16 protein-coding genes, 1 other RNA gene and 3 pseudogenes are annotated in these 20137 nt (G+C 72.7%); 12 read left to right on the top strand and 8 right to left on the bottom strand.

Features of this window, described 5'->3' with window-relative positions:
* Positions 1 to 58: 58 nt before the first annotated feature.
* A complete protein-coding gene (locus E2E34_RS37130; protein WP_138902544.1) occupies positions 59 to 802 on the top strand; it encodes a CT398-like coiled coil hairpin domain-containing protein in 744 nt (247 codons plus the stop codon).
* A gap of 2 nt (positions 803 to 804) precedes the next feature.
* Positions 805 to 2046, top strand: a complete 1242-nt coding sequence (locus E2E34_RS15800) for a bifunctional RNase H/acid phosphatase (protein WP_138902545.1) — start codon at positions 805 to 807, stop codon at positions 2044 to 2046.
* A 257-nt stretch (positions 2047 to 2303) separates the two neighbouring features.
* Here E2E34_RS15800 and eda read toward each other — a convergent pair whose 3' ends face one another.
* Positions 2304 to 2921 carry a bifunctional 4-hydroxy-2-oxoglutarate aldolase/2-dehydro-3-deoxy-phosphogluconate aldolase gene (gene eda, locus E2E34_RS15805; RefSeq protein WP_138902546.1) on the bottom strand — a complete coding sequence of 206 codons (618 nt, stop codon included), beginning with the start codon at positions 2919 to 2921 and terminating at the stop codon, positions 2304 to 2306.
* Positions 2922 to 2982: 61 nt separating this feature from the next.
* Positions 2983 to 3786: a peroxide stress protein YaaA gene (gene yaaA, locus E2E34_RS15810; RefSeq protein WP_138902547.1), complete on the bottom strand. Its 804-nt coding sequence runs from the start codon at positions 3784 to 3786 to the stop codon at positions 2983 to 2985.
* A 91-nt stretch (positions 3787 to 3877) separates the two neighbouring features.
* Here yaaA and E2E34_RS15815 point away from each other — a divergent pair, with 91 nt between their 5' ends.
* On the top strand, positions 3878 to 5320 hold the full coding sequence (locus tag E2E34_RS15815) for an RNB domain-containing ribonuclease (protein WP_138902548.1): 1443 nt from the start codon (positions 3878 to 3880) through the stop codon (positions 5318 to 5320).
* 221 nt (positions 5321 to 5541) lie between these two features.
* Positions 5542 to 5942, top strand: an RNA gene (gene rnpB, locus E2E34_RS15825) — RNase P RNA component class A.
* A gap of 88 nt (positions 5943 to 6030) precedes the next feature.
* On the opposite strand, the gene E2E34_RS15830 is transcribed toward rnpB, so the two are convergent.
* Entirely contained in the window at positions 6031 to 7014 is a 984-nt protein-coding gene (locus E2E34_RS15830; protein ID WP_138902549.1) for a DUF5937 family protein, read from the bottom strand.
* Positions 7015 to 7251: 237 nt separating this feature from the next.
* Between E2E34_RS15830 and E2E34_RS15835 the strand changes: the two genes are divergently transcribed.
* From E2E34_RS15835 to E2E34_RS15850, 3 genes are all read left to right on the top strand, one after another.
* On the top strand, positions 7252 to 7650 hold the full coding sequence (locus E2E34_RS15835) for a hypothetical protein (protein ID WP_138902550.1): 399 nt from the start codon (positions 7252 to 7254) through the stop codon (positions 7648 to 7650).
* A gap of 432 nt (positions 7651 to 8082) precedes the next feature.
* Complete coding sequence (locus tag E2E34_RS15845) at positions 8083 to 8445, top strand: hypothetical protein (RefSeq protein WP_244315784.1); 363 nt, start codon at positions 8083 to 8085, stop codon at positions 8443 to 8445.
* A 136-nt stretch (positions 8446 to 8581) separates the two neighbouring features.
* On the top strand, positions 8582 to 9703 hold the full coding sequence (locus tag E2E34_RS15850; protein ID WP_138902552.1) for a hypothetical protein: 1122 nt from the start codon (positions 8582 to 8584) through the stop codon (positions 9701 to 9703).
* Positions 9704 to 10232: 529 nt separating this feature from the next.
* Here the strand turns inward: E2E34_RS15850 and E2E34_RS15855 are convergent.
* Both E2E34_RS15855 and E2E34_RS15860 read right to left on the bottom strand, forming a co-directional pair.
* Positions 10233 to 11123 carry a PhzF family phenazine biosynthesis protein gene (locus E2E34_RS15855; protein ID WP_138902553.1) on the bottom strand — a complete coding sequence of 297 codons (891 nt, stop codon included), beginning with the start codon at positions 11121 to 11123 and terminating at the stop codon, positions 10233 to 10235.
* Between the two features lie 36 nt (positions 11124 to 11159).
* On the bottom strand, positions 11160 to 11912 hold the full coding sequence (locus E2E34_RS15860; RefSeq protein WP_138902554.1) for an SDR family oxidoreductase: 753 nt from the start codon (positions 11910 to 11912) through the stop codon (positions 11160 to 11162).
* Positions 11913 to 12004: 92 nt separating this feature from the next.
* On the opposite strand from E2E34_RS15860, the gene E2E34_RS15865 reads away from it, so the two are divergent.
* Positions 12005 to 13642, top strand: coding sequence for an alkaline phosphatase D family protein (locus E2E34_RS15865; protein WP_138902555.1), 1638 nt, complete (start codon positions 12005 to 12007; stop codon positions 13640 to 13642).
* Between the two features lie 185 nt (positions 13643 to 13827).
* On the opposite strand, the pseudogene E2E34_RS15870 reads toward E2E34_RS15865, so the two are convergent.
* Positions 13828 to 14187: pseudogene (locus E2E34_RS15870) on the bottom strand (Gfo/Idh/MocA family protein); the annotation flags it as partial.
* Between the two features lie 81 nt (positions 14188 to 14268).
* Here E2E34_RS15870 and E2E34_RS15875 point away from each other — a divergent pair.
* The gene (locus E2E34_RS15875; protein ID WP_138902556.1) at positions 14269 to 15549 is read left to right on the top strand and encodes a Bcr/CflA family multidrug efflux MFS transporter; all 1281 of its coding nucleotides are present in this window, start codon (positions 14269 to 14271) and stop codon (positions 15547 to 15549) included.
* A gap of 30 nt (positions 15550 to 15579) precedes the next feature.
* Here the strand turns inward: E2E34_RS15875 and E2E34_RS15880 are convergent, their stop codons facing one another.
* Complete coding sequence (locus E2E34_RS15880) at positions 15580 to 16884, bottom strand: hypothetical protein (protein WP_208765255.1); 1305 nt, start codon at positions 16882 to 16884, stop codon at positions 15580 to 15582.
* Positions 16885 to 17025: 141 nt separating this feature from the next.
* On the opposite strand from E2E34_RS15880, the gene E2E34_RS15885 reads away from it, so the two are divergent.
* Complete coding sequence (locus tag E2E34_RS15885) at positions 17026 to 18045, top strand: small ribosomal subunit Rsm22 family protein (RefSeq protein WP_138902557.1); 1020 nt, start codon at positions 17026 to 17028, stop codon at positions 18043 to 18045.
* Here the strand turns inward: E2E34_RS15885 and ddaH are convergent.
* Positions 18042 to 18884, bottom strand: a pseudogene (gene ddaH, locus E2E34_RS15890) (dimethylargininase); the annotation flags it as partial. The gene E2E34_RS15885 and the pseudogene ddaH overlap by 4 nt on opposite strands.
* A gap of 134 nt (positions 18885 to 19018) precedes the next feature.
* On the opposite strand from ddaH, the gene E2E34_RS15895 reads away from it, so the two are divergent.
* On the top strand, positions 19019 to 19669 hold the full coding sequence (locus E2E34_RS15895) for a TetR/AcrR family transcriptional regulator (RefSeq protein WP_138902558.1): 651 nt from the start codon (positions 19019 to 19021) through the stop codon (positions 19667 to 19669).
* Positions 19670 to 19875: 206 nt separating this feature from the next.
* Positions 19876 to 20137 (top strand): annotated as a pseudogene (locus E2E34_RS36470) (bifunctional DNA primase/polymerase); the annotation flags it as partial.

The raw sequence follows: 20137 nt of genomic DNA on the forward strand, positions 1-20137 counted from the left end.
CCACCACCCTTCCGACGAGCGCATCGCGCGCCCCCTTTGATCCTTCTGGAGCCCCCAACTGAACGCCGCGCCCGCCGACCAGATCCGTCTCCTCGACGTACAGGCCCTCGACCTGCGCCTGTCCCAGCTCGCCCACCGGCGCACCTCCCTGCCCGAGCACGCCGAGCTCGAATCGCTCACCAAGGACCTCGCGCAGCTGCGCGACCTGCTGGTCGCCGCGCAGACCGAGGAGAGCGACACCACCCGCGAGCAGACCAAGGCCGAGCAGGACGTCGACCAGGTCCGCCAGCGCGCCACCCGCGACCAGCAGCGCCTCGACTCGGGCGCCGTCTCGTCGCCCAAGGACCTGGAGAACCTCCAGCGCGAACTCGTCTCCCTCGCCAAGCGCCAGGGCGACCTGGAGGACGTCGTCCTGGAGGTCATGGAGCGCCGCGAGTCCATCCAGGAGCGCGTCGCCGAGCTGACCGAGCGCGTCTCCTCCGTCCAGGCCAAGGCCGACGACGCGACCGCGCGCCGCGACGCCGCCTTCGAGCAGATCGACGGCGAGGTCGCCACGGTCACCAAGGAGCGCGAGGTCGCCTCCGCGACGATCCCCGCCGACCTCCTCAAGCTGTACGAGAAGCTGCGCCTCCAGTCCGGCGGCGTCGGCGCGGCCCGCCTCTACCAGCGCCGCTGCGAGGGCTGCCGGCTGGAGCTCAACATCACCGAGGTCAACGAGGTGCGGGCCGCCGCCCCCGACGCGGTGGTGCGCTGCGAGAACTGCCGCCGCATCCTGGTCCGCACCTCCGAGTCCGGCCTGTAGCCGTGGGACGCAGCTTCGTCGTCGAGGCCGACGGCGGCTCCCGGGGCAACCCGGGCCCCGCCGGCTACGGCGCGGTCGTCCTCGACCCGCAGACGGGGGAGACGCTCGCCGAGGCCGCCGAGTACATCGGCGTCGCCACGAACAACGTCGCGGAGTACAAGGGGCTGATCGCCGGCCTGCGGGCCGCGCACGCGCTGGCGCCGGACGCGACCGTCCACGTCCGCATGGACTCCAAGCTCGTCGTCGAGCAGATGTCCGGCCGCTGGAAGATCAAGCACCCGGACATGAAGCCGCTGGCCGCCGAGGCGGCGACGGTCTTCCCGCGCGTCCGGGTCACCTACGAGTGGATCCCGCGCGAGAAGAACAAGCACGCCGACCGGCTCGCCAACGAGGCGATGGACGCGGGCAAGAAGGGCAAGCAGTGGGAGCCGTCGGCCTCCACGGCCGACCTCGCCGCCGCCGCGCCGCGCGTGGTGGGCGACGCGGCGGCCGGCGCCGCCAAGGCCCGTGCGGCCCTGGGGCGCGCCGCGGCGGCGCCCGAGCCGCTGACCCTGCCGGAGGCGTCCGAGGCCGAGCCCGTCACCGCGCCCGCCGTGGGCTGGGGCGCCGCGGCCGACCTCGGCGCGCCCACGACGTTCGTGCTCCTGCGGCACGGGGAGACGGCGCTCACCCCCGAGAAGCGGTTCTCCGGGAGCGGCGGATCCGACCCGGAGCTCTCGGCGGTCGGCCGCCGTCAGGCCCAGGCGGTCGCCACGACGCTGGCCGCGCGCGGCACCGTCCAGGAGATCGTCAGCTCGCCGCTGCGGCGGTGCCGGGAGACGGCCGACGTGGTGGCGGCGCGGCTCGGACTCGACGTACGCGTCGAAGAGGGCCTGCGCGAGACGGACTTCGGGGCGTGGGAGGGCCTGACCTTCGCCGAAGTGCGCGAGCGGTACCCGGCGGACCTGGACGCGTGGCTGGCCTCCCCGAAGGCGGCGCCGACCGGGGGCGGCGAGAGCTTCGCGTCGGTGGCGCGGCGGGTGTCGACGGCCCGCGACAAGCTGATCGCCCGCTGCGCGGGCCGCACGGTCCTGGTCGTCACCCACGTGACGCCGGTCAAGACCTTGGTACGCCTGGCGCTGGGCGCTCCGCCCGAGTCCCTGTTCCGCATGGAACTCTCGGCGGCGTCGCTGTCGGCGGTGGCGTACTACGCGGACGGCAACGCGTCCCTGCGCCTGCTGAACGACACGTCGCACCTGCGCTGAGCGGCCTCCGGGGCCTGGCCCCGGGCCGGAAAGCGGCGGGAACGGCCGGCCACGGGGACGGCCCGCACCTCACCCACCGGCGGGAGCGGGCGGGCCGCGCAGGGGGTGGTGTCCGGGACGTAGAGCGCGATGTGTGCGCGGGGAGTGGGCGTCGTACAAAGGGCGCTGCCGGGCGGCTGCGTCATGCGGGTCCCGAACGCCGCCCCCGGAACGGCCCGTCACCGGCACCAGAACCGGCCGGCGGTCCCTGGCCCCGTTCAGCCGCGCAGCCCCGCCGCCTCGCGGGCCAGCTCCTCCACCCGGGCCCAGTCCTTCGCGGCCAGCGCGTCCGGCGGGAGCATCCAGGTGCCGCCCACACAGCCGACGTTCGCCAGCGCCAGGTACGACGGCGCCGACGCCAGGCTGATGCCGCCCGTCGGGCAGAAGCGGGCCCGGGGGAGCGGGGCGCCCAGCGACTTCAGGTACGGCGTACCGCCCGCCGCCTCGGCCGGGAAGAACTTCATCTCCGTCACGCCGCGCTCCAGCAGCGCCACGACCTCCGACACCGTGGAGACCCCCGGCAGGAACGGCACCCCGGACGCCGCCATCGCGTCCAGCAGCGCGTCCGTCCACCCCGGGCTGACCAGGAACCGGGCCCCGGCCGCCACCGCGTCCGCCACCTGGGCCGGGGAGATCACCGTGCCGGCGCCGAGCACCGCGTCCGGCACCTCCGCGGCGACGGCCCGGATCGCGTCGAGCGCGGCGGGCGTCCGCAGCGTCACCTCGATGGCCGGCAGCCCGCCGGCGACCAGCGCGCGGGCGAGCGGCACCGCGTCGGCGGCGTCCTCCAGGACAACGACGGGGACGACGGGCGCGAGGTCGAGCACGGAAGTCATGGCCGCCATCCTGCCGCCGCGCGACGCACTCCGCAACGAGCGTTGCGCAGCCTGCAACCGCTCAGTGGATCTGGGTCACCACCACGTCCAGCGCCCACGCCTTCCCCGCCTTCGCGGGAGCCGACGCCTCCACGACGTACCCCAGGTCCCGCAGCACCGACACGAGCTCCGCCGGGCCGGCGGGGTCGGCCCCGGCGGCCAGCAGGTCCCGTACGATCCGGCCCTTCGTCGCCTTGTTGAAGTGGCTGACGACGGACCGCTTCTCGACTCCGTCCGCGTCGACCTGCGCGTGCAGCACCCGCACCGTGGCCGTGCGCCCCGCCACGTCCCCCTTCGGCTTCCACGCCGCCGCGTACGCCGACGACCGCAGGTCCAGCACCAGCCCGTCGCCCGCCGCCACCGGCATCGCGGCGGCCATCGGCCCGCGCCAGTACGCCCCCAGCGCGCCCAGGCCCGGCAGCTTCACGCCCATGGCGCACCGGTAGGAGGGAATCCGGTCGCCGATCCCCACCGCGCCCCACAGCCCCGAGAACACCAGCAGCGACTGCCGGGCGCGCTTGCGCGCGGCCGCGTCCAGGCCGGCGAGGTCCAGCGCCTCGTACAGCACACCGGTGTAGATCTCCCCGGCGGGACGCGCCCCGGCGATCCGCAGGCCGACGTTCTTGGCGACCTCGCCGCGCAGCCCCTCGCTGAGCCCCAGGACGACCCGCGCCTTCTCCTCGTCGGCGGCGCACAGGTCGACCAGCTCGTCCAGCACGGCCGCCCGCGCCCCGGCCAGCTCCGGCAGCGACAGGGACTCCGGCTTCAGGGGCGCGCCGGAACCGCCGGTGGCCTTTCCTTCGGACGGCGGCAAGAGGACGAGCACGGCACAACTCCTTCGGACACGGACACGGCAGTAGGCCAGGGTAAGCGGAGCCCGCCGTGCCGCTCGGCCCCGCCGGACCTACGCTCGGAGCATGCCCCGCCGCCCCATCCATGTGACCGGCGCACCGGAGGCCCCCCTCCGGGCGGCCCTGCGCGCCCTGCGCACCACGCTCGACGTGCCGGGGGAGTTCCCGGCCGAGGTCCTCGCGGAAGCCGAGGAAGCCGCGAGGGCGCCCCGGCTGCCCGCGTACGACGCGACCGGCATCCCCCTGTTCACCATCGACCCGCCCGGTTCCGTCGACCTCGACCAGGCGATGCACCTGGCCCGCCGCGAGAGCGGCGGCTACCGCGTGCACTACGCGATCGCGGACGTGGCCGCGTTCGTCAGGCCGGGCGGCGCGCTCGACGCCGAGGCCCACCGCAGGGTCATGACGCTGTACTTCCCGGACGGGAAGGTCCCCCTGCACCCGCCGCTGCTCTCCGAGGACGCCGCGAGCCTGCTCCCCGACCGGACCCGCCCGGCCCTCCTGTGGCGCATCGACCTCGACGGGCACGGCCGTACCGAGACGGTCGACGTGCGCCGCGCGCTCGTACGGAGCCGGGCGCGGCTCGACTACTCCGGTGTCCAGCAGCGGATCGACGCGGGCACGGCGGAGGAGCCGGTGGCGCTGCTGCGCGACATCGGGCGGCTGCGCGAGGCGCTGGAGCGCGAGCGCGGCGGGATCTCGCTGAACGTTCCGGAGCAGGAGATCGTCGAACGCGGCGACACGTACTTCCTCGGCTTCCGCGCCCCGCTGCCGGCCGACGGGTGGAACGCCCAGATCTCCCTCCTGACCGGCATGGCCGCCGCCGACCTGATGACCGCCACCGGCACCGGCATCCTGCGCACCCTGCCCGCCGCCCCGCTCGGCGAGGTGGCCCGCCTGCGCCGGGCGGCGCGGGCGCTGCGCATCGAGTGGCCGCATCACACGTCGTACGCCGAGATCGTGCGCTCCCTGGACCCGACGAAGGCCGCGCACGCCGCGTTCCTCCAGGAGTGCACGACGCTGCTGCGCGGGGCGGGGTACACGGTCTTCACGAACGGCGAGGTCCCCGACCCCGCCGTGCACGCGGCGGTGGCCGCCCCGTACACGCACTGCACGGCCCCGCTGCGCCGCCTCGTGGACCGTTACGCCGGGGAGCTGTGCGTCGCCGCGGCGGCGGGCGAGGAGCCGCCGCAGTGGGTACGGGACGGGCTGCCCGGCCTCCCGCGGGAGATGGCGGAGGGGACGCGGCGGGCGGCGGGCGTCGAGCGCGAGTGCGTGGACATCGTCGAGGCCGCGCTGCTGAGGGACCGCGTGGGCGACCTCTTCCACGCCCACGTGGTCGACGTGCGGGACCAGGACCGGGCCGTCGGCACGGTGCACCTGGAGGACGTGGCGGTGGTCGGCCGTGTGGAGGGCGGCGACGGCGACCTCCCCCTCGGCGAACGCATCAGAGTCCGCCTCACCCAGGCGGACCCGGGCACCGCGAAGGTCCTGTTCACCCCGGTGTGACGGCGACGACGAACGCGGCGTCCCTCCGCACCTGCTCGTCGACCGTGAGACGTCCTCGCTGACGCTGTTCGGCGAGCCGGAGGGTGACGACTACCGCCAGTTGTCCACCGTCCCCTTCGGCAAGCCCTTCACCCTCCCCGACCCCTTCGGCTTCGACCTGGAGACGGCGGCCTTCGTCTGAGCCGGCGTGGTCCGGCGGGTAGCATGGTCGGCACGGCAGACGAGCCGGGCGGACGGCCGCGTGGAGATCCCCGGATCTCCCCGAGGAACGTCCGGGCTCCACAGGGCAAGGTGGTGGCTAACGGCCACCCGGGGTGACCCGCGGGACAGTGCCACAGAAAACAGACCGCCGGGGATTTCGGTCCTCGGTAAGGGTGAAACGGTGGTGTAAGAGACCACCAGCGCCTGAGGTGACTCAGGCGGCTAGGTAAACCCCACCTGGAGCAAGGTCAAGAGGGGCCGTCGCGAGACGGCCCTGCGCGGACGTTCGAGGGCTGCCCGCCCGAGTCCGCGGGTAGACCGCACGAGGCCGGTGGCAACGCCGGTCCTAGATGGATGGCCGTCGCCCCGACGACCGCGAGGTCCCGGGGCACAGAACCCGGCGTACAGCCCGACTCGTCTGCCGCTCACCCGCGGTTCTGCCATGGACAGGGCCTCCGGCCCACGATCTGGACGGCCGCCCGCGTCAACAACGCTGCGGGTCGATACACCTAGCCGCGGGCTTCTTCCAGCAGACCTGCCGCATGTGCGGTCCGCTGGTACAACACGTAGCGCCCGTCTCTGACCTTGGTGACGAGGCGTGCGCGGTGCAGGGCGCTGAGGTGGTAGGAGACGGTGCCCGGGGTGTATCCGGTTCGGGCGGCGAGTTCCGCGGTGGACCGGGCGGTTTCGAGGTCCGCCAGCAAGGCCGCTCGGGCGTTGCCGACCACTTGCGCGATCTTTTTGGATGTGCGATCCCGGTCGGTCCCGATCCGCTGGGCGGGGTAGTAGAGGACGAACTGCCCGGGGGTGTCGACCTGGATGATGACGTCGGGCCAGTTGAGCACGCTGGGGGCGAGAACCAAGTCCCGGCCGGTGACATCGATTTCGGCATCCCACGGCTTGGCGAGGGTGACCGCGTCGCCTGCCCAAGCCATGTCGGGGTGGAGCGCTCCGAGCGCCCGGCCGACGCCGTGGGTGGCGATGACCGTCGCGCGGTGGGCGATGTCCTGATGGATGATCGAGCGCAGTTCGGGCCAGCCCTCGGCCAGGGCATCGCGCCAGAACCGGGCGAGACCGTTGGCGAGACGTCGCTGCATCTGCCCCGACTCCGCGATCCGGCGGGTGGTGGCCAGCAGCGGCCTGTTCCAGTGGGTCCGGGTGTGGGTGAAGACCTGGGTTTCGAGGTCGTCCTGCGCCGCGGCCTCGATGTGCGCGATCTGCTCGTCGAGCAGGTCGCGGTGCTGTGCGTCCGTTCCTGGCTGAGGGGTGAGCAGGTCAGGTCTGTAGGTGTCGCCGTTCTGCGGCAACAGGTCTGCGAGCAGGGCAACGTCCGGATGAGCAAGTGACGCGCGGGCAAGTGGTCCGGGATCTCCGAAGACCGGGTGCCGTCCCGACGCGGCGGTGAGTTTCAGCCACGCTATGGATTCCGAAGCAGGGGAAGGAGCCAACCGCGTCCTGGACACTGTGTCGGCGTCTACACGCAGAGTAAGCACCGCCCCGACGCTAGCAGTCGTCGCGATGGATTTGAACCGGCTCGAATGCTTTCCGGCGTGAGGTCCACGCGTGCTTGAGTCGTGTTGCCGAACAACGGCAGCAACGTTCACTGCCCGGTCTGAGGCAGTCGCCTCCGCACGACGGTGAGGTTGTGCACCCGGCACTCGAGGAACCTGGGAGTCATAGTGAGGTTGAAGGACACATCGAAGCTGAAGAGCCGCACGAGGAAGGTCGGCATGGCCGTGACCGCAGCCGCGTCGGTTGCCGGGACGGCCTTCGCGGCGACACCCGCGACCGCCGCGTCCGCCGCTGCCGCCGCTGTCTCGATCGAGTATGGGGCGAGCTACTACAAAGGCACGGCCAGCTGGTCCAACCGGTCGGTCAGCGTCGACGCATCGTTCAAGGCCACCGGGTGTCGGCGGGTCTACGCGCGGGCGTTCGCCGGTAGCACCTCACTGGACTTCAAGAGCAGCAGCACCTGGTGCAATCGATCCGGGCCGGCGGACTTCGCCCTTGCCGCGAACGTCGTCGGTGGGTCCGACAACATCTGGGTCTACATGACCGACGAGAACCAGAAATACCTCAAGGGACAGACCTGCTACCGCGCCGGCTACTGCATCGACGGCCTGCACTAGCACCGCAGCGGTCCTTGTGGTGATGGTTTGCCGGCTGAGGGTCATGTGGCGGTGCCGGCATGGACAGCGGCGGATCTGTCAGTCGTCAAGGGTGTTGCTGGTGTTCTGGACGGGCCGCCCGGGGAGGTCGCGGTCGGCCGTCCAGATCGTACGGCGCACAGCTTCCATTGGCCCTGTCGCCCTTCAGCCCGCCGGCCTGATCGCGGCCGGAATGACATGCGGGGCCGGCACATCCGGCAGGCCACAGCCGTGCGTTGATCGCGGCGATGAGAATCGTCGCGTCGAAACGGACCGCGAGTTCGCCGAACCGGGTCGCCGCCGCCCGGTTCCGCTTCACCCGGTTGATGCCGCACGCGACCGGGTGTCGGGCCCTGTCGTCCCCAGCCTGGAGATCGCATGAAGACTCATCTCGCCGCCGCCCTCGGTTCCGTCGTGCTGACCGCGGGCACCTTGCTGGGCGCTCCCGCCGCCGGCGCGCAGACCGCCCCCTACCCGAGCACCCCGTTCGACGTCACACTCGGTGCCAGCTCCGTCCGCGGCACCCTGACGTGGTATGACCGGTCGGTCGGGGCCGGTGGGAAACTCCGGGCCGTCGACTGCAACAGGGTGCGGTTCAGCACGTACGATGCCTCCGGCAACGAGCTCGGCACCTGGAGCACCAGCACTCAGTGCAAAGTGACATACCAGTTCAGAACCGTGATCCCCTCGGATGTGCCCGGCGGGGCGGCGTCCGTCAGGATCTGTCTTGGCGATGCGAACACGGCACTCAAGTGCGAGTGGTACAACCGGCCCTGACCCATCTGGGCTCGGCCGATCAACACGGCATCCGCCGACAAACGGCTGGTCAGTAAGTCACCTTGTTGAGACGTCAGCGGGGCTGTCCAAAACCTGGCAATCTGACTGGACGCTGCCCCGCCTGGGAGGACTCACCATGACCGAAACCCTGACTGACGCTGTTGACGCCGGCGGCGACGACGGCGCCGACCGGGAGGCGGTCGAGCGTGAGCGGGCCGAGATGCGGGACTTCATCAAAGGGTTGAGCCCGGACGACATCAAGTCGGGCAGCTGGTTCACCAAGCTCACCGCTCAGGCCATGAACTCCTATACGGAAAAGGTCGACTGGCAGTACTTCCAGGAGCGGTACGAAGGTGTGCCGGCGGATGCCATCGTCGATCAGCGGATCAAGATGGCGGCTCGGTACGCCGCACTCGAAGGAGGGCTCTCCGCCGGTGCCTACACGGCGGCCGTCGTCACCACCCTCGGGAGCCTCGGCGGTGCGTCGCCGGCGACCGTTCCGGCCGCTGTCGCGACCATGATGGTCGATGTCGCGTTCATCAGTCAGCTCCAGCTCCGCCTGGCCTACGACATCTCGGTCCTCTACCGGGTCCCGCTCGACCTGTCCGACCCCGAGGACATGTGGAAGCTCATTCGAGTGGCTTTCACGATCAGAGGCGGGGAAGTGGTCCGGGAAGGCGTGGTCAAGACCGTCCCGGTCATGATGCGGCCGTTGATCAAGCGCTTCTACTCCAAAGCGGTACTGAACGCTGCGAAGGGGCTCCCCTTCGTTGGCAAGTTTCTTCTGCAGCGCAACGTCATCAAGATCGGTATCCCCGTGGTTGGCGTTCCCCTCGCGGTGGTGTTGAACCGCTATACGACGCTGCTCGCGGGGCGGCACGCGCAAGCTGTCTTCCGGAACGAGGCGCGGGTGATCGAGATCGCCGAGGGGCTGAGCGAGCGGAGTGGCCACCCGCAGTTGATGCTGTGGGTCGCGTGGCTCGTCATCGCGGCGAACCAGAAGATCGCCGACGACGAGGCGTTGTTGATGCGGCACCTGGTGAAGTCGGTCCGGGATCGGCATCAGCTGGTCGACGAACGGCTCGCTCACCTTGTCGATCTCGATCCCGTCGAGGTGTGGCGACGCCTGGACGCCGAGCCGGGAGATGTGAGTGATCTCCTTGACGTGGCCGAACGGGTGGCCACCGTGGACGGTGCCGTCAACACGCGGGAGAAAGCCGTCATCTCCGAGCTTCAACATCGCTGCCGCCGCGCCTGACACCGTCGTGCGGAAGAACACTGGGCGCCTCCCCAAGGCGGAGGCCGCGCGGCGGCGTCGAGGACGATCAGCGCAGCAGGCAGTCTCTTTTCCGCACCGTGGGGACCTGCTCACGCCAGGCTGAACACGACCAATTTCCAATGGATCCTGCCGAGGCGTTCTCGCGGCGCTGGCCACGCCCGGATGGAGGCGCACCCGGCTTCCCGGTCGCAGACCTCCCGGCACGCCGGCTGGGGGGCGCGGGAGGTCACCCCCGTCGGTGGGCCGACGACGCTTCAGGTGCCCCGGTCCCGGCGCTGTGGCCGCCAGACTTCGCGCCGACAACGTACCCGGCAGCCGGGCCGTGCCTGGTTCCAGCCCACTTTCTGCCCGCAAGATCAGCTGAACCGTCCCGTACCCGTGCGGGAGCGCACTTCCTCGAGACCGGATCCCGTCACGCACCGGCGACGCCTGCTCCCGCGGCGAACTGGCGGCTCGGGCCTGGTGCGGAACCGACAGGCCCGTGTGCGGGCCTGTCCGTCCCCCGGGCTCATGCGTTCGGGTGGCCGGCCGCCTTCTCCGGGATGCGCGCGCCCGTGCCGCCGACCCTGATCCGCGCGTCGCCCGCGCGGAGTTCGACCGTCAGGACCCCCGGGCGGCCCATGTCGTCGCCCTGGTGGAGGGTGAGGACCGACGGGTCCGGGACGAGGCCCAGTTCGCGCGCGTACGCCCCGAACGCCGCCGCCGCCGCGCCCGTCGCCGGGTCCTCGACCACACCGCCGACCGGGAACGGGTCGCGGACGTGGAACGTCGTCGCGTCCTCGCGCCACACCAGCTGCACCGTCGTCAGGTCCAGCCTGCGCATCAGCGCCGCGAGCCGCTCGAAGTCGTACGACAGCCGGGCCAGCCGCTCGCGGGTCGCGGCCGCCAGGATCAGGTGGCGGGCACCGGCGTACGCGATGCGCGGCGGGAACGCCGGGTCCAGGTCGGCGGCCGGCCAGTCCAGCGCCGCCAGCGCCTCCGCCACGTCCTCCCCGGCCGCGTCCTCGGTGTGCGGCTCGACGCTGGTGAGGGTGGCGCGGTACGCGCCGTCGTCGCCCCGGGTCACCCGCACCGGCACCGTGCCGGCCCGCGTCTCGAAGACGACGTCGCCCGGCCGGCCCCGGTGCTCCGCGAGTGCGAGGGCCGTCGCGACCGTCGCGTGGCCGCAGAAGGAGACCTCGCCCTTCGGGCTGAAGTAGCGGACCGTGAAGGCCCGTCCGGACTCCAGCTCCTCGGTGAGGAACGCGGTCTCGCTGTAGCCCAGCTCCGCCGCCACGGCGAGCATCGCCGCGTCGTCGAGCCCGGCCGCGTCCAGGACGACGCCGGCCGGATTGCCGCCCTCCGGGTCGGCCGAGAAGGCGGTGTAGCGCAGGACTTCGGTGTCGGGGAATGACGTCATACCGCCCCCAACCCCCGGCCCGGCGGCGATGTTCCCTCAGCCCCGCCCGACGTACGGCATCGTCGTCGCCATCACCGTCGCGAACTGCACGTTCGCGTCGAGCGGCAGCTCCGCCATGTGCAGCACCGTCCGCGCCACGTCCCGTACGTCCATCACCGGCTCCGCCATCAGCTCGCCGTGCGCCTGGAGGATCCCGGCCTGCATCCGCTCCGTCATGTCCGTCGCCGCGTTGCCGATGTCGATCTGGCCGCACGCGATCCGGTACGGCCGGCCGTCGAGCGAGAGGGACTTGGTCAGGCCCGTCATGGCGTGCTTGGTGGTCGTGTACGCGATCGAGTGCGGCCGGGGCGCGTGCGCCGAGATCGACCCGTTGTTGATGATCCGGCCACCCTGCGGGTCCTGCCCCTTCATCTGCCGGAACGCCGCCTGCGCGCACAGGAACGAACCGGTGACGTTCACGTCCACGACCGAGTGCCACTCCTGGTACCCGATGTCCTCCACCGCCACCCCGCGCGGCCCGAACGTGCCCGCGTTGTTGAAGAGCAGATCGAGGCGCCCGTACCGCTCGCGCACGGCGGCGAAGAGCCGGTCGACATCGGCCGGCAGCGCCACGTCCGCCGCGACGCACAGCGTCTCGCCGCCCGCCTCCCGCGCCGTCTCCTCCAGCGGTCCGGTACGCCGCCCGGCCAGCGCCACCGACCAGCCCGCGCCCGCCAGGGCGAGTGCGACGGCCCGGCCGATGCCCGAGCCCGCTCCGGTCACCACGGCGATCTTCGTCTCAGGGTTCATGGCCCAGCAGCGTACGTGACACGTACATGAAAGCGAGGCGACGCCCCGTGCCACTCGAATACCTCTGACAACAGCCGTCAGGGGAGGGCCAGATGACTGTCACATCGGTCGCACCGGGTACGTCGGGCCACGGCCAGGAGCTCAGAGCCGCCGCCCGGCACATCCACCGCCGCGGATTCCTCACCGTCACCGGAGCGGCGGCCGCGCTCGCCTTCGCGACGAACCTCCCCGGGACCGCGCAGGCCGCCGAACTCGACGCGCGGCGCATCACCGACGACCCCTTCACGCTCGGCGTCGCCTCCGGCGACCCGCTTCCCGGGTCCGCCCTCCTGTGGACGAGGCTCGCCCCGCAGCCGTACGAGCCGGACGGCGGCCTCCCGCGCGCCCGCGTCCAGGTGCGCTGGGAACTCGCGCACGACGCCCGCTTCCGCCGCACCGTCCGGCGCGGCCACGTCACCGCGCACCCCGAGTTCGCCCACAGCGTGCGCGTGGAGGCCGACGGGCTCGACCCGGACCGCGTCCACTACTACCGCTTCCGCGCGGGCGACTGGATCAGCCCCGTCGGACGCACCCGCACCGCGCCCGCCCGGGGCGCCCGCGTCGACGGTCTGCGGCTCGCGGCCGTCTCCTGCCAGGCGTACCACGACGGCTACTTCACCCCGTACAAGCACCTCGCGGAGGAAGACCTCGACGTCGTCTTCCACCTGGGCGACTACCTGTACGAGTACGGCGTCGACGCGACCGGCGGCGCCCGCGCCTACACCGACCGCCGCCTGCCCGCGCACTTCAACCGCGAGACGGTCACGCTGGAGGACTACCGGCTGCGGTACGCCCTCTACAAGTCCGACCCGGACCTGATGGCCGCGCACGCCGCCCACCCCTTCGTCGTCACCTGGGACGACCACGAGACGGAGAACAACTACGCGGGCGGGGCCCCGGAGAACGACGTACCGCCCGAGGAGTTCCTGCTGCGCAGGGCGGCGGCGTACCGCGCCTACTGGGAGAACCAGCCGCTGCGCGCCCCGCAGCGGCCCGACGGCCCCGACATGCGGCTCTACCGGCGGCTGCACTTCGGGCGGCTCGCGCAGTTCGACATCCTCGACACCCGCCAGTACCGCTCCAACCAGGCGTACGGCGACGGCTGGCAGCTGCCCGGCCCCGAGTCCGAGGACCCGTCGCGCACCATGACCGGCGCGGAGCAGGAGCGGTGGCTCGTCGACGGCTGGCACGCGTCCCGGGCGCTGTGGAACGTCGTCCCCCAGCAGGTCACCTTCTCCCGGCGGCGCAGCGCGGGCGACCCGAAGGTCAGCATGGACGCCTGGGACGGCTACCCGGCCTCCCGCAAGCGGGTGCTCGACGGAGCGGAGGCGGCCGGTGTCGACAACCTCGTGGTGCTCACGGGGGACGTCCACGTCGCGTACGCGTTCGACCTGAAGAAGGACTTCGAGGACCCGGACTCGCGCACGGTGGGCACGGAGTTCGTCACCACCTCCATATCCAGCGGCAAGGACGGCGCGCAGCGGCCCGCCAACTACGACCGCCTGATGCAGGGCAACGCGCACCTGCGGTTCTACGACGGCAGGCGCGGCTACACAAGGGTCACCCTCGGCGCGGACACGGCGCGCGCGGACTTCCGAACGGTGTCCGCCGTCACCACGCCCGGCGCGCCGGTCACGACGGCCGCGTCGCTGGTGACGGAGGCGGGCGACCCGGGCCTGAAGCCCGCCTGACGCCCGCGCGCTTGTCACTCCTCCTCGTCGGCCGGACAGCGGACGCCGATACGGTCGCGCACCGCGTCGAGCGTCCGCGTCACGGCGAGGCTGCCCTCCAGCGGGACGAGCGGGGACTCCTTCTCGCCCGCGCGCAGGCAGCGCATCACCTCGGCGGCCTCGTACCGCAGGCTGTGCCGGCTGTCGTGGCGCCGGGCCACGGCGACCAGCTTGCGCGCCTGGCGGGAGTTGAGGGTGAACGCCTTCTCGCACAGCACGTTCCGGCCCGCCTCCAGGCACAGGGCGGCGGCGGCCCGGTGCGCGGAGTGGGGGCCGGCGACGTACACCACGTCCACGTCCTCGTCGGCGGCGAGCTCCGCCCAGCCGCCGTACGCGCGCGGTATCCCGAACCGCTCGGCGAACGCCTTGGCGCCGGCCGTCGTACGGGAGGCCACCGCGACCACCTCGGCGCCGTCGCTCTCGCGCATCGCCAGCAGATCGGTGGTGAACGACGACGCGATGCCGCCGGTGGCGAGCACGCCCCAGCGCACGGTTTCCTTGTGCATCCCAGCCCCCGGCGGAAAAGGTCTCGACCACTCCGGACGAGCTGAGAGCATAGGTGCAGATTCAACGACATGGAGATGCGAATGCCGGAGACAGGCCAGTCCACGCAAGGTCACATATCCGGCACGGGGGGAACGCGGCACCCCGACGCGGTCCCCGCCGCCCGCCGCGCGAGCCTGCTGGTCACGCTGGTGCTGGGCGGACTCACCGCGCTGCCGCCGCTCTCCATGGACATGTACCTCCCGGCCCTCCCGGAAGTCACCCGGGCCCTGCGCTCGCCCGCCGCCACCGTGCAGCTCACCCTGACCGCGTGCCTCGCCGGCATGGCGCTCGGGCAACTGGTCGTCGGGCCGATGAGCGACCGGTTCGGCCGCCGCAAGCCCCTGCTCCTCGGCATGATCGTGTACGTCGCTGCCACCGCGATCTGCGCCTTCGCGCCCTCCGTCGAGCTCCTGATCGCCTTCCGGCTGCTCCAGGGGCTCGCGGGGGCGGCGGGCATCGTGATCGCCCGGGCGGTCGTCCGCGATTTGTACGACGGCGTGGAGATGGCCCGGTTCTTCTCCACCCTCATGCTGATCTCCGGTGTGGCGCCCGTCATCGCGCCGGTCATCGGCGGCCAAGTGCTGCGCCTCACCGACTGGCGGGGCGTCTTCGTGGTCCTCACCGGCGTCGGCGTCGTGCTGACCCTGGTGGTGTGGAAGTGGCTGCACGAGACGCTGCCGGCGGAGCGGCGGCACCGGGGAGGCGTCGGCGAAGCCCTCCGTACGATGCGCGGACTCCTCGCGGACCGGGTCTTCACCGGCTACATGCTGGCCGGGGGCATGGCGTTCGCCGCCCTGTTCGCGTACATCGCCGCGTCCCCGTTCGTGGTCCAGGAGATCTACGGCGCCTCGCCCCAGACCTTCAGCCTGCTCTTCGGCCTCAACTCGGTCGGCCTGATCGTGGTCGGCCAGATCAACGGCAAGCTGCTGGTGGGCCGGGTCAGCATGGACAAGGTGCTGGCCACGGGCCTGCTCCTGATCGCCCTCGCCTCCCTCGCGCTGCTCCTGATGACCGCCGGGGTCTTCGGCGAGGCCGGCCTCGCGCCGGTCGCGGCGGGCCTGTTCGTCCTGATGTCGTCGATGGGCCTCGCCCTGCCCAACACCAACGCCCTGGCCCTGACGCGCACCCCGCACGCGGCGGGCTCGGCGTCGGCGCTGCTCGGCACGACGTCGTTCCTGATCGGCGCGATCGCCTCCCCGCTGGTCGGCATCGCGGGCGAGGCGACGGCGGTCCCGATGGCGGTGGTCCAGCTGACCTGCGCCCTGGCCTCGCTGACCCTCTTCGCGGCGCTGTGCCGGCCGTGGAGGCGTGAGGCGGCGTAAGGACCGCTGCCCCGCTCGCCGCTCTGTCCGTCAGCCCCGCCGGGCGTACGCGGTCAGGCGGGGGCGGTCCTTGCGGTCCGTCCAGGGGAACAGGCCGGTGCCGGCGACCTCCACCGCCGGAACGTGCGCGTTCGCCGCCAGCGCGGCCGGCCGCCGTGCCGTGAGATCCGCCTCCACGGGGGTGCGCGTCGCCGTCGTGCCGTACGCCACGCCGGTGTCCGTCACCGCCGTCAAGGAAAGCGGGCGGGTACCGTCCGGCTCCTCGAAGCAGTGGCCCGACCCCGTTTCCAGGTCGAAGCCGAGGCTCCCCGCCACCACGTACCGGCCCTCCGGCGACAGCGCCGCCCGCGGGTACGTGCCCGGCTCTATGGCGGGCCTGCGGCACTGCGCCCGCGCGAGCACCTTCCCGGTCGTCGCGTCGTGCACCGCCCACACGTCGTAGTCGGCCGCGCCCTCACTGCCCCGCTTCTTCCGCCACTTGGCGAGGACCCGCCCGTCCGCCACGGACGTGGGCACCCCCGACGCCGCCTCGGTGCCGCCCGGCGCCCGCGTGCGGCTGTGCCAGCCGCCCCGCACCCAGAACTCCCGGCGCCCGCTGACCAGCAGCCCCTTCTCCGTCACGGCCCGCACCTGCGTCTGCGTCCGGCACTCCCCGCATCCCTTCGGGTACCGCAGGTCCTTCGCGGCGACCCGGGTCACCAGGCCGGTCAGGGGATCGACGACCGCGCTGTCCGCGCCGCCGTCGCTGACGAGGACGCCGGGACCGTCCCCGGTCACGCTCGGCACGTCCGCCCAGGGCAGCTCGACCCGCCGCTGCGCGCCGTCGCGCACGTCGTACACGTCGAGTGCCACGATCATGTCGGCCGACGACAGCGCGTCCTCGCCGACCTTCCCGTACGACCAGGTGACGAAGAACTCCCGGCCGTCCTTGGCCACCGCCAGCAGCCGGGGGAAGTGCGCGGGGTCGGACAGCGGCTGCCACGCGTCACCCGTCCACCGCGTCCTGCCGCCGGCCGCGTCGACGGTCCGCAGCCGGAAGCGGGTGGCGGACACCCGCTCCAGGAGCCCCACCCGCCCGGCACTCGCGGCGACCGCGTACTCGGGCGAGGCGCCGGTGATCTCCCAGCCGCGGTCGTTGGCGTACGCCGAGGGAACGGCCAGCCGCGTCGCGGGACCGGCCGCCGCGCTCTTCCTCGTGGACGCGGACGCGGAGGGGCCGGGCGACGGCCGCTTCTCGTCCGTGGCGTCGCCGCCACCGCACGTGGCCAGCAGGAGCAGCAGCGCCAGGACGATCACACCGGCCACCAGAGCCACGCGTACGACCCGCTGTCCCATGGTCCCCCCGAGGGTCACGACAAGGGCGTCAGCGTAGCAACTTCCCTCCGCCCGGAATCAGTTCGGCGCGCTCCGCCACCGCCGCCGCCGCCCGCCGCGGGCGGCCTCCGGCGCGCGCGGGGGAGTGCGTAAAATTTGACGGTGAACTCCACCCTCCCCACCGCGGAAGCCCTGCGCGGCGCGCTCGCCGGACTTCTCGACGGGCTGCCGCCCAAGCAGGCCGCACAGGCCGTCGAGCGGCTGATCGCCAGCTACCGGGGCACCACCCCCACCGGCGCCCCCGTGCTCCGCGACCGCTCCGACGTGGCCGCGTACGCCGCCTACCGGATGCCCGCGACCTTCGAGGCGGTACGGTCCGCGCTGGCCGCTCTGCGCGACGCGGCCCCGGAGTGGGCCCCGGCGACGCACGTGGACGTCGGCGGCGGGACCGGCGCCGCGACCTGGGCCGTGGCGGAGGCCTGGGAGGAGAGCGCGGCCAGCACGGTCCTGGACTGGGCCGAGCCGGCCCTGGCGCTGGGCCGGGAACTGGCCGAGGCGTCCGGTTCGCCCGCCCTGCGCGCCGCGACCTGGCAGCGCGCCCGCATCGGATCGGCGCTCCGGATCGAGAGCGCCGATCTCGTCACCGTCTCGTACGTCCTGAAGGAACTCACCCCAGCCGACCGCGCCGCCCTCGTCGCCGAGGCCGCCCGTGCCGCCCGGGCCGTCGTGATCGTCGAACCCGGCACGCCCGACGGCTACCTGCGCGTCATCGAGGCCAGGCAGCAGCTGATCGACGCCGGCCTGAGCGTCGCCGCTCCCTGCCCGCACAGCGGAGCCTGCCCCATCGCGCCCGGCGCCGACTGGTGCCACTTCTCCGCGCGGGTCAGCCGCTCCTCGCTCCACCGCCAGGTCAAGGGCGGCTCACTGCCCTACGAGGACGAGAAGTTCAGCTACGTCGCCGTCGTGCGCGAAGGCGCGGACGGTCCAGCCGCGGTCCCGGCGGCCAACCGCGTGATCCGCAGGCCGCAGATCCGCAAGGGCATGGTCCTGCTGGAACTGTGCGCGAAGCCGCGGGAACTCACCCGCGAGACGGTCACCAAGAAGCACGGCGACCTGTACCGGGCGGCCCGCGACACCGACTGGGGCGACGCCTGGCCGCCGCCCCCGCCCGCGACCGCCTAGCCGCGCAGCTCCTGCGTGCAGCACTTCACGCTGCCGCCGCCCTTGAGCAGCTCCCCCAGGTCCATCCCGACCGGCTCGAACCCGCGCGCCCGCAGCGGCGCGAAGAGTCCGAGCGCGGTCTGCGGCAGCAGCACGTGCCGCCCGTCGCTCACCGCGTTGAGCCCCAGGGCCGCCGCGTCCGCCTCCTCCGCGATGATCGCGTCGGGGAAGAGCCGGGCGAGGACGGCCCGGCTGCCGGGGGAGAAGGCGCCGGGGTAGTACATGACCTCGTCCTCACGGTCGTCGAGGACGGCCAGCGCGGTGTCCAGGTGGTAGTAGCGCGGATCGACGAGGTCCAGGCCGATGACCGGGCGGCCGAAGAACTCCTGCGCCTCGTCGTGCGACAGCGGGCTGGAGCGGAAGCCGCGCCCGGCGAGGACCCACGACGAGGTGACCGCGAAGTCGCCCTCGCCCTCGTTGATGTGCGCCGGCTCCAGGATCTCGGTGAACCCGTGGGCCCGGAACCACTCCAGATGCGCCTGGGCCTCCGCGGCCCGTTCCGGGTAGGCGAACCGCGCGCCGAGCACCCGCCCGTCGATCACGGTGGCGCCGTTGGCGGCGTACACCATGTCGGGCAGGCCCGGCCTGGGGGTGAGGAGGTCGACGGTGTGGCCGAGACTCCGGTAGCGGTCGCGCAGGTCCTCCCACTGGGTCAGGGCCAGCGGCAGGTCGACCGGTTTCGCGGGGTCCATCCAGGGGTTGATGGAGTACGTCACCCTGAAGTGCTCCGGGGGGCACATCAGGTAGCGGCGGGGCGAGGCGTCACGAGGCAATGAGGGCTCCTCACGAGCGGCTGGGGCACAGAGTGTGCGTGAGAGCCATGGTCCGCCGAACCGGCCCGTCGCGCAGTGAACCGATCGGGTGGTTCCCGACTGGTCAGTTCCCGTCCATCAAGCGAGACGGGTCGTCTCGCTCGGCTGGTAGATTGGGCGCCATGGCCGACACCCGCACCCCCGAGCCCGCCGCCAAGCCGGCCGCCAGGACCCCCGACACCACGCGCCGCAGCGAACGCTCCCGCCGCGCGATCTACGACGCGGCGCTCTCCCTCGTCGGCGAGGTGGGCTATCCGAAGACGACGATCGAGGGCATCGCGGCCCGCGCCGGCGTGGGCAAGCAGACGATCTACCGGTGGTGGCCCTCCAAGGCCGCCGTTCTCCTCGAAGCCTTCCTCGACCTCGGGGAGCGGGCCGCCGAGGCCGCCGGCGCCGGCGGCGACTACGAGATCCCGGACACCGGCGACCTGGCGGCCGACCTCAAGACGGTCCTGCGCGCCACCGTCGACGAACTCGTCGATCCCCAGTACGAAGCCCCCTCCCGCGCCCTGACCGCCGCCGGCATCGTCGACCCGGTGCTGGGCGCCGAGTTCGTCGAGAAGCTGCTCGAACCGTCGCTCCAGCTGTACGTGAAGCGGCTGCGCGCGGCGCAGGAAGCCGGCGACGTACGCCCGGACCTCGACCCGCGCGTCGCGCTCGAACTCCTCGTCGCGCCGCTCGCCCACCGCTGGCTGCTGCGCACCCTCCCGCTCACGCACGCCTACGCCGACGCCGTCGTCGACTGCGCGCTGGGCGGCCTCACGCCGCGCTGAGACCCCCGCCGGGCCCGGCGGCCGCACCGGGGTGAGTTCGCTCACGGAGTTCGCCGGATGTTCACCGCGAGGCCACTTATCGGGGCAAAGGCGCCAATCGCACCACCGCTGTGGTATCCACCCGCGTACCCCGGATGGGGACTGCGGCCACCCGAAGCGCAGGATGGTGGCAGCATGGACAGCACAACGCTGAGGTGAGGGGTTGAATGGGCGCCGATTTCGGCCGCTATCGCGGCACAGAGAGCAGGCAGACAGTGGAAAGCAGACTTCCCCAGTGGCTGCGCCGCCGCCCGAAGGCCACCGACGCCGACGACCTGGCCGAGGACCGCAAGGCCCTGCTCCTGGCCGCCGCCGCCGCGGGGCTGCCGCTCGCCCCCGCCGCGCATCCCGCCGGATACCGATGTTCGTGCGAACGCGTCGGATGCCCCCCCCCCCCCCCCCCCCCCCCTACACCTCTCCCCCCCCACA

The sequence above is a fragment of the Streptomyces albidochromogenes genome (genome assembly GCF_005981925.1).
GTDB classification, from domain to species: domain Bacteria; phylum Actinomycetota; class Actinomycetes; order Streptomycetales; family Streptomycetaceae; genus Streptomyces; species Streptomyces albidochromogenes.

Coding starts and splice junctions, on each gene's coding strand:
- eda (WP_138902546.1), bottom strand. CDS start 2,921: ATGACTTCCGTGCTCGACCTCGCGCCCGTCGTCCCCGTCGTTGTCCTG.
- E2E34_RS15855 (WP_138902553.1), bottom strand. CDS start 11,123: ATGACGTCATTCCCCGACACCGAAGTCCTGCGCTACACCGCCTTCTCG.
- E2E34_RS15865 (WP_138902555.1), top strand. CDS start 12,005: ATGACTGTCACATCGGTCGCACCGGGTACGTCGGGCCACGGCCAGGAG.
- E2E34_RS15850 (WP_138902552.1), top strand. CDS start 8,582: ATGACCGAAACCCTGACTGACGCTGTTGACGCCGGCGGCGACGACGGC.
- E2E34_RS15895 (WP_138902558.1), top strand. CDS start 19,019: ATGGCCGACACCCGCACCCCCGAGCCCGCCGCCAAGCCGGCCGCCAGG.
- E2E34_RS15875 (WP_138902556.1), top strand. CDS start 14,269: ATGCCGGAGACAGGCCAGTCCACGCAAGGTCACATATCCGGCACGGGG.
- E2E34_RS15815 (WP_138902548.1), top strand. CDS start 3,878: ATGCCCCGCCGCCCCATCCATGTGACCGGCGCACCGGAGGCCCCCCTC.
- E2E34_RS15860 (WP_138902554.1), bottom strand. CDS start 11,912: ATGAACCCTGAGACGAAGATCGCCGTGGTGACCGGAGCGGGCTCGGGC.
- E2E34_RS15835 (WP_138902550.1), top strand. CDS start 7,252: ATGGCCGTGACCGCAGCCGCGTCGGTTGCCGGGACGGCCTTCGCGGCG.
- E2E34_RS15880 (WP_208765255.1), bottom strand. CDS start 16,884: ATGGGACAGCGGGTCGTACGCGTGGCTCTGGTGGCCGGTGTGATCGTC.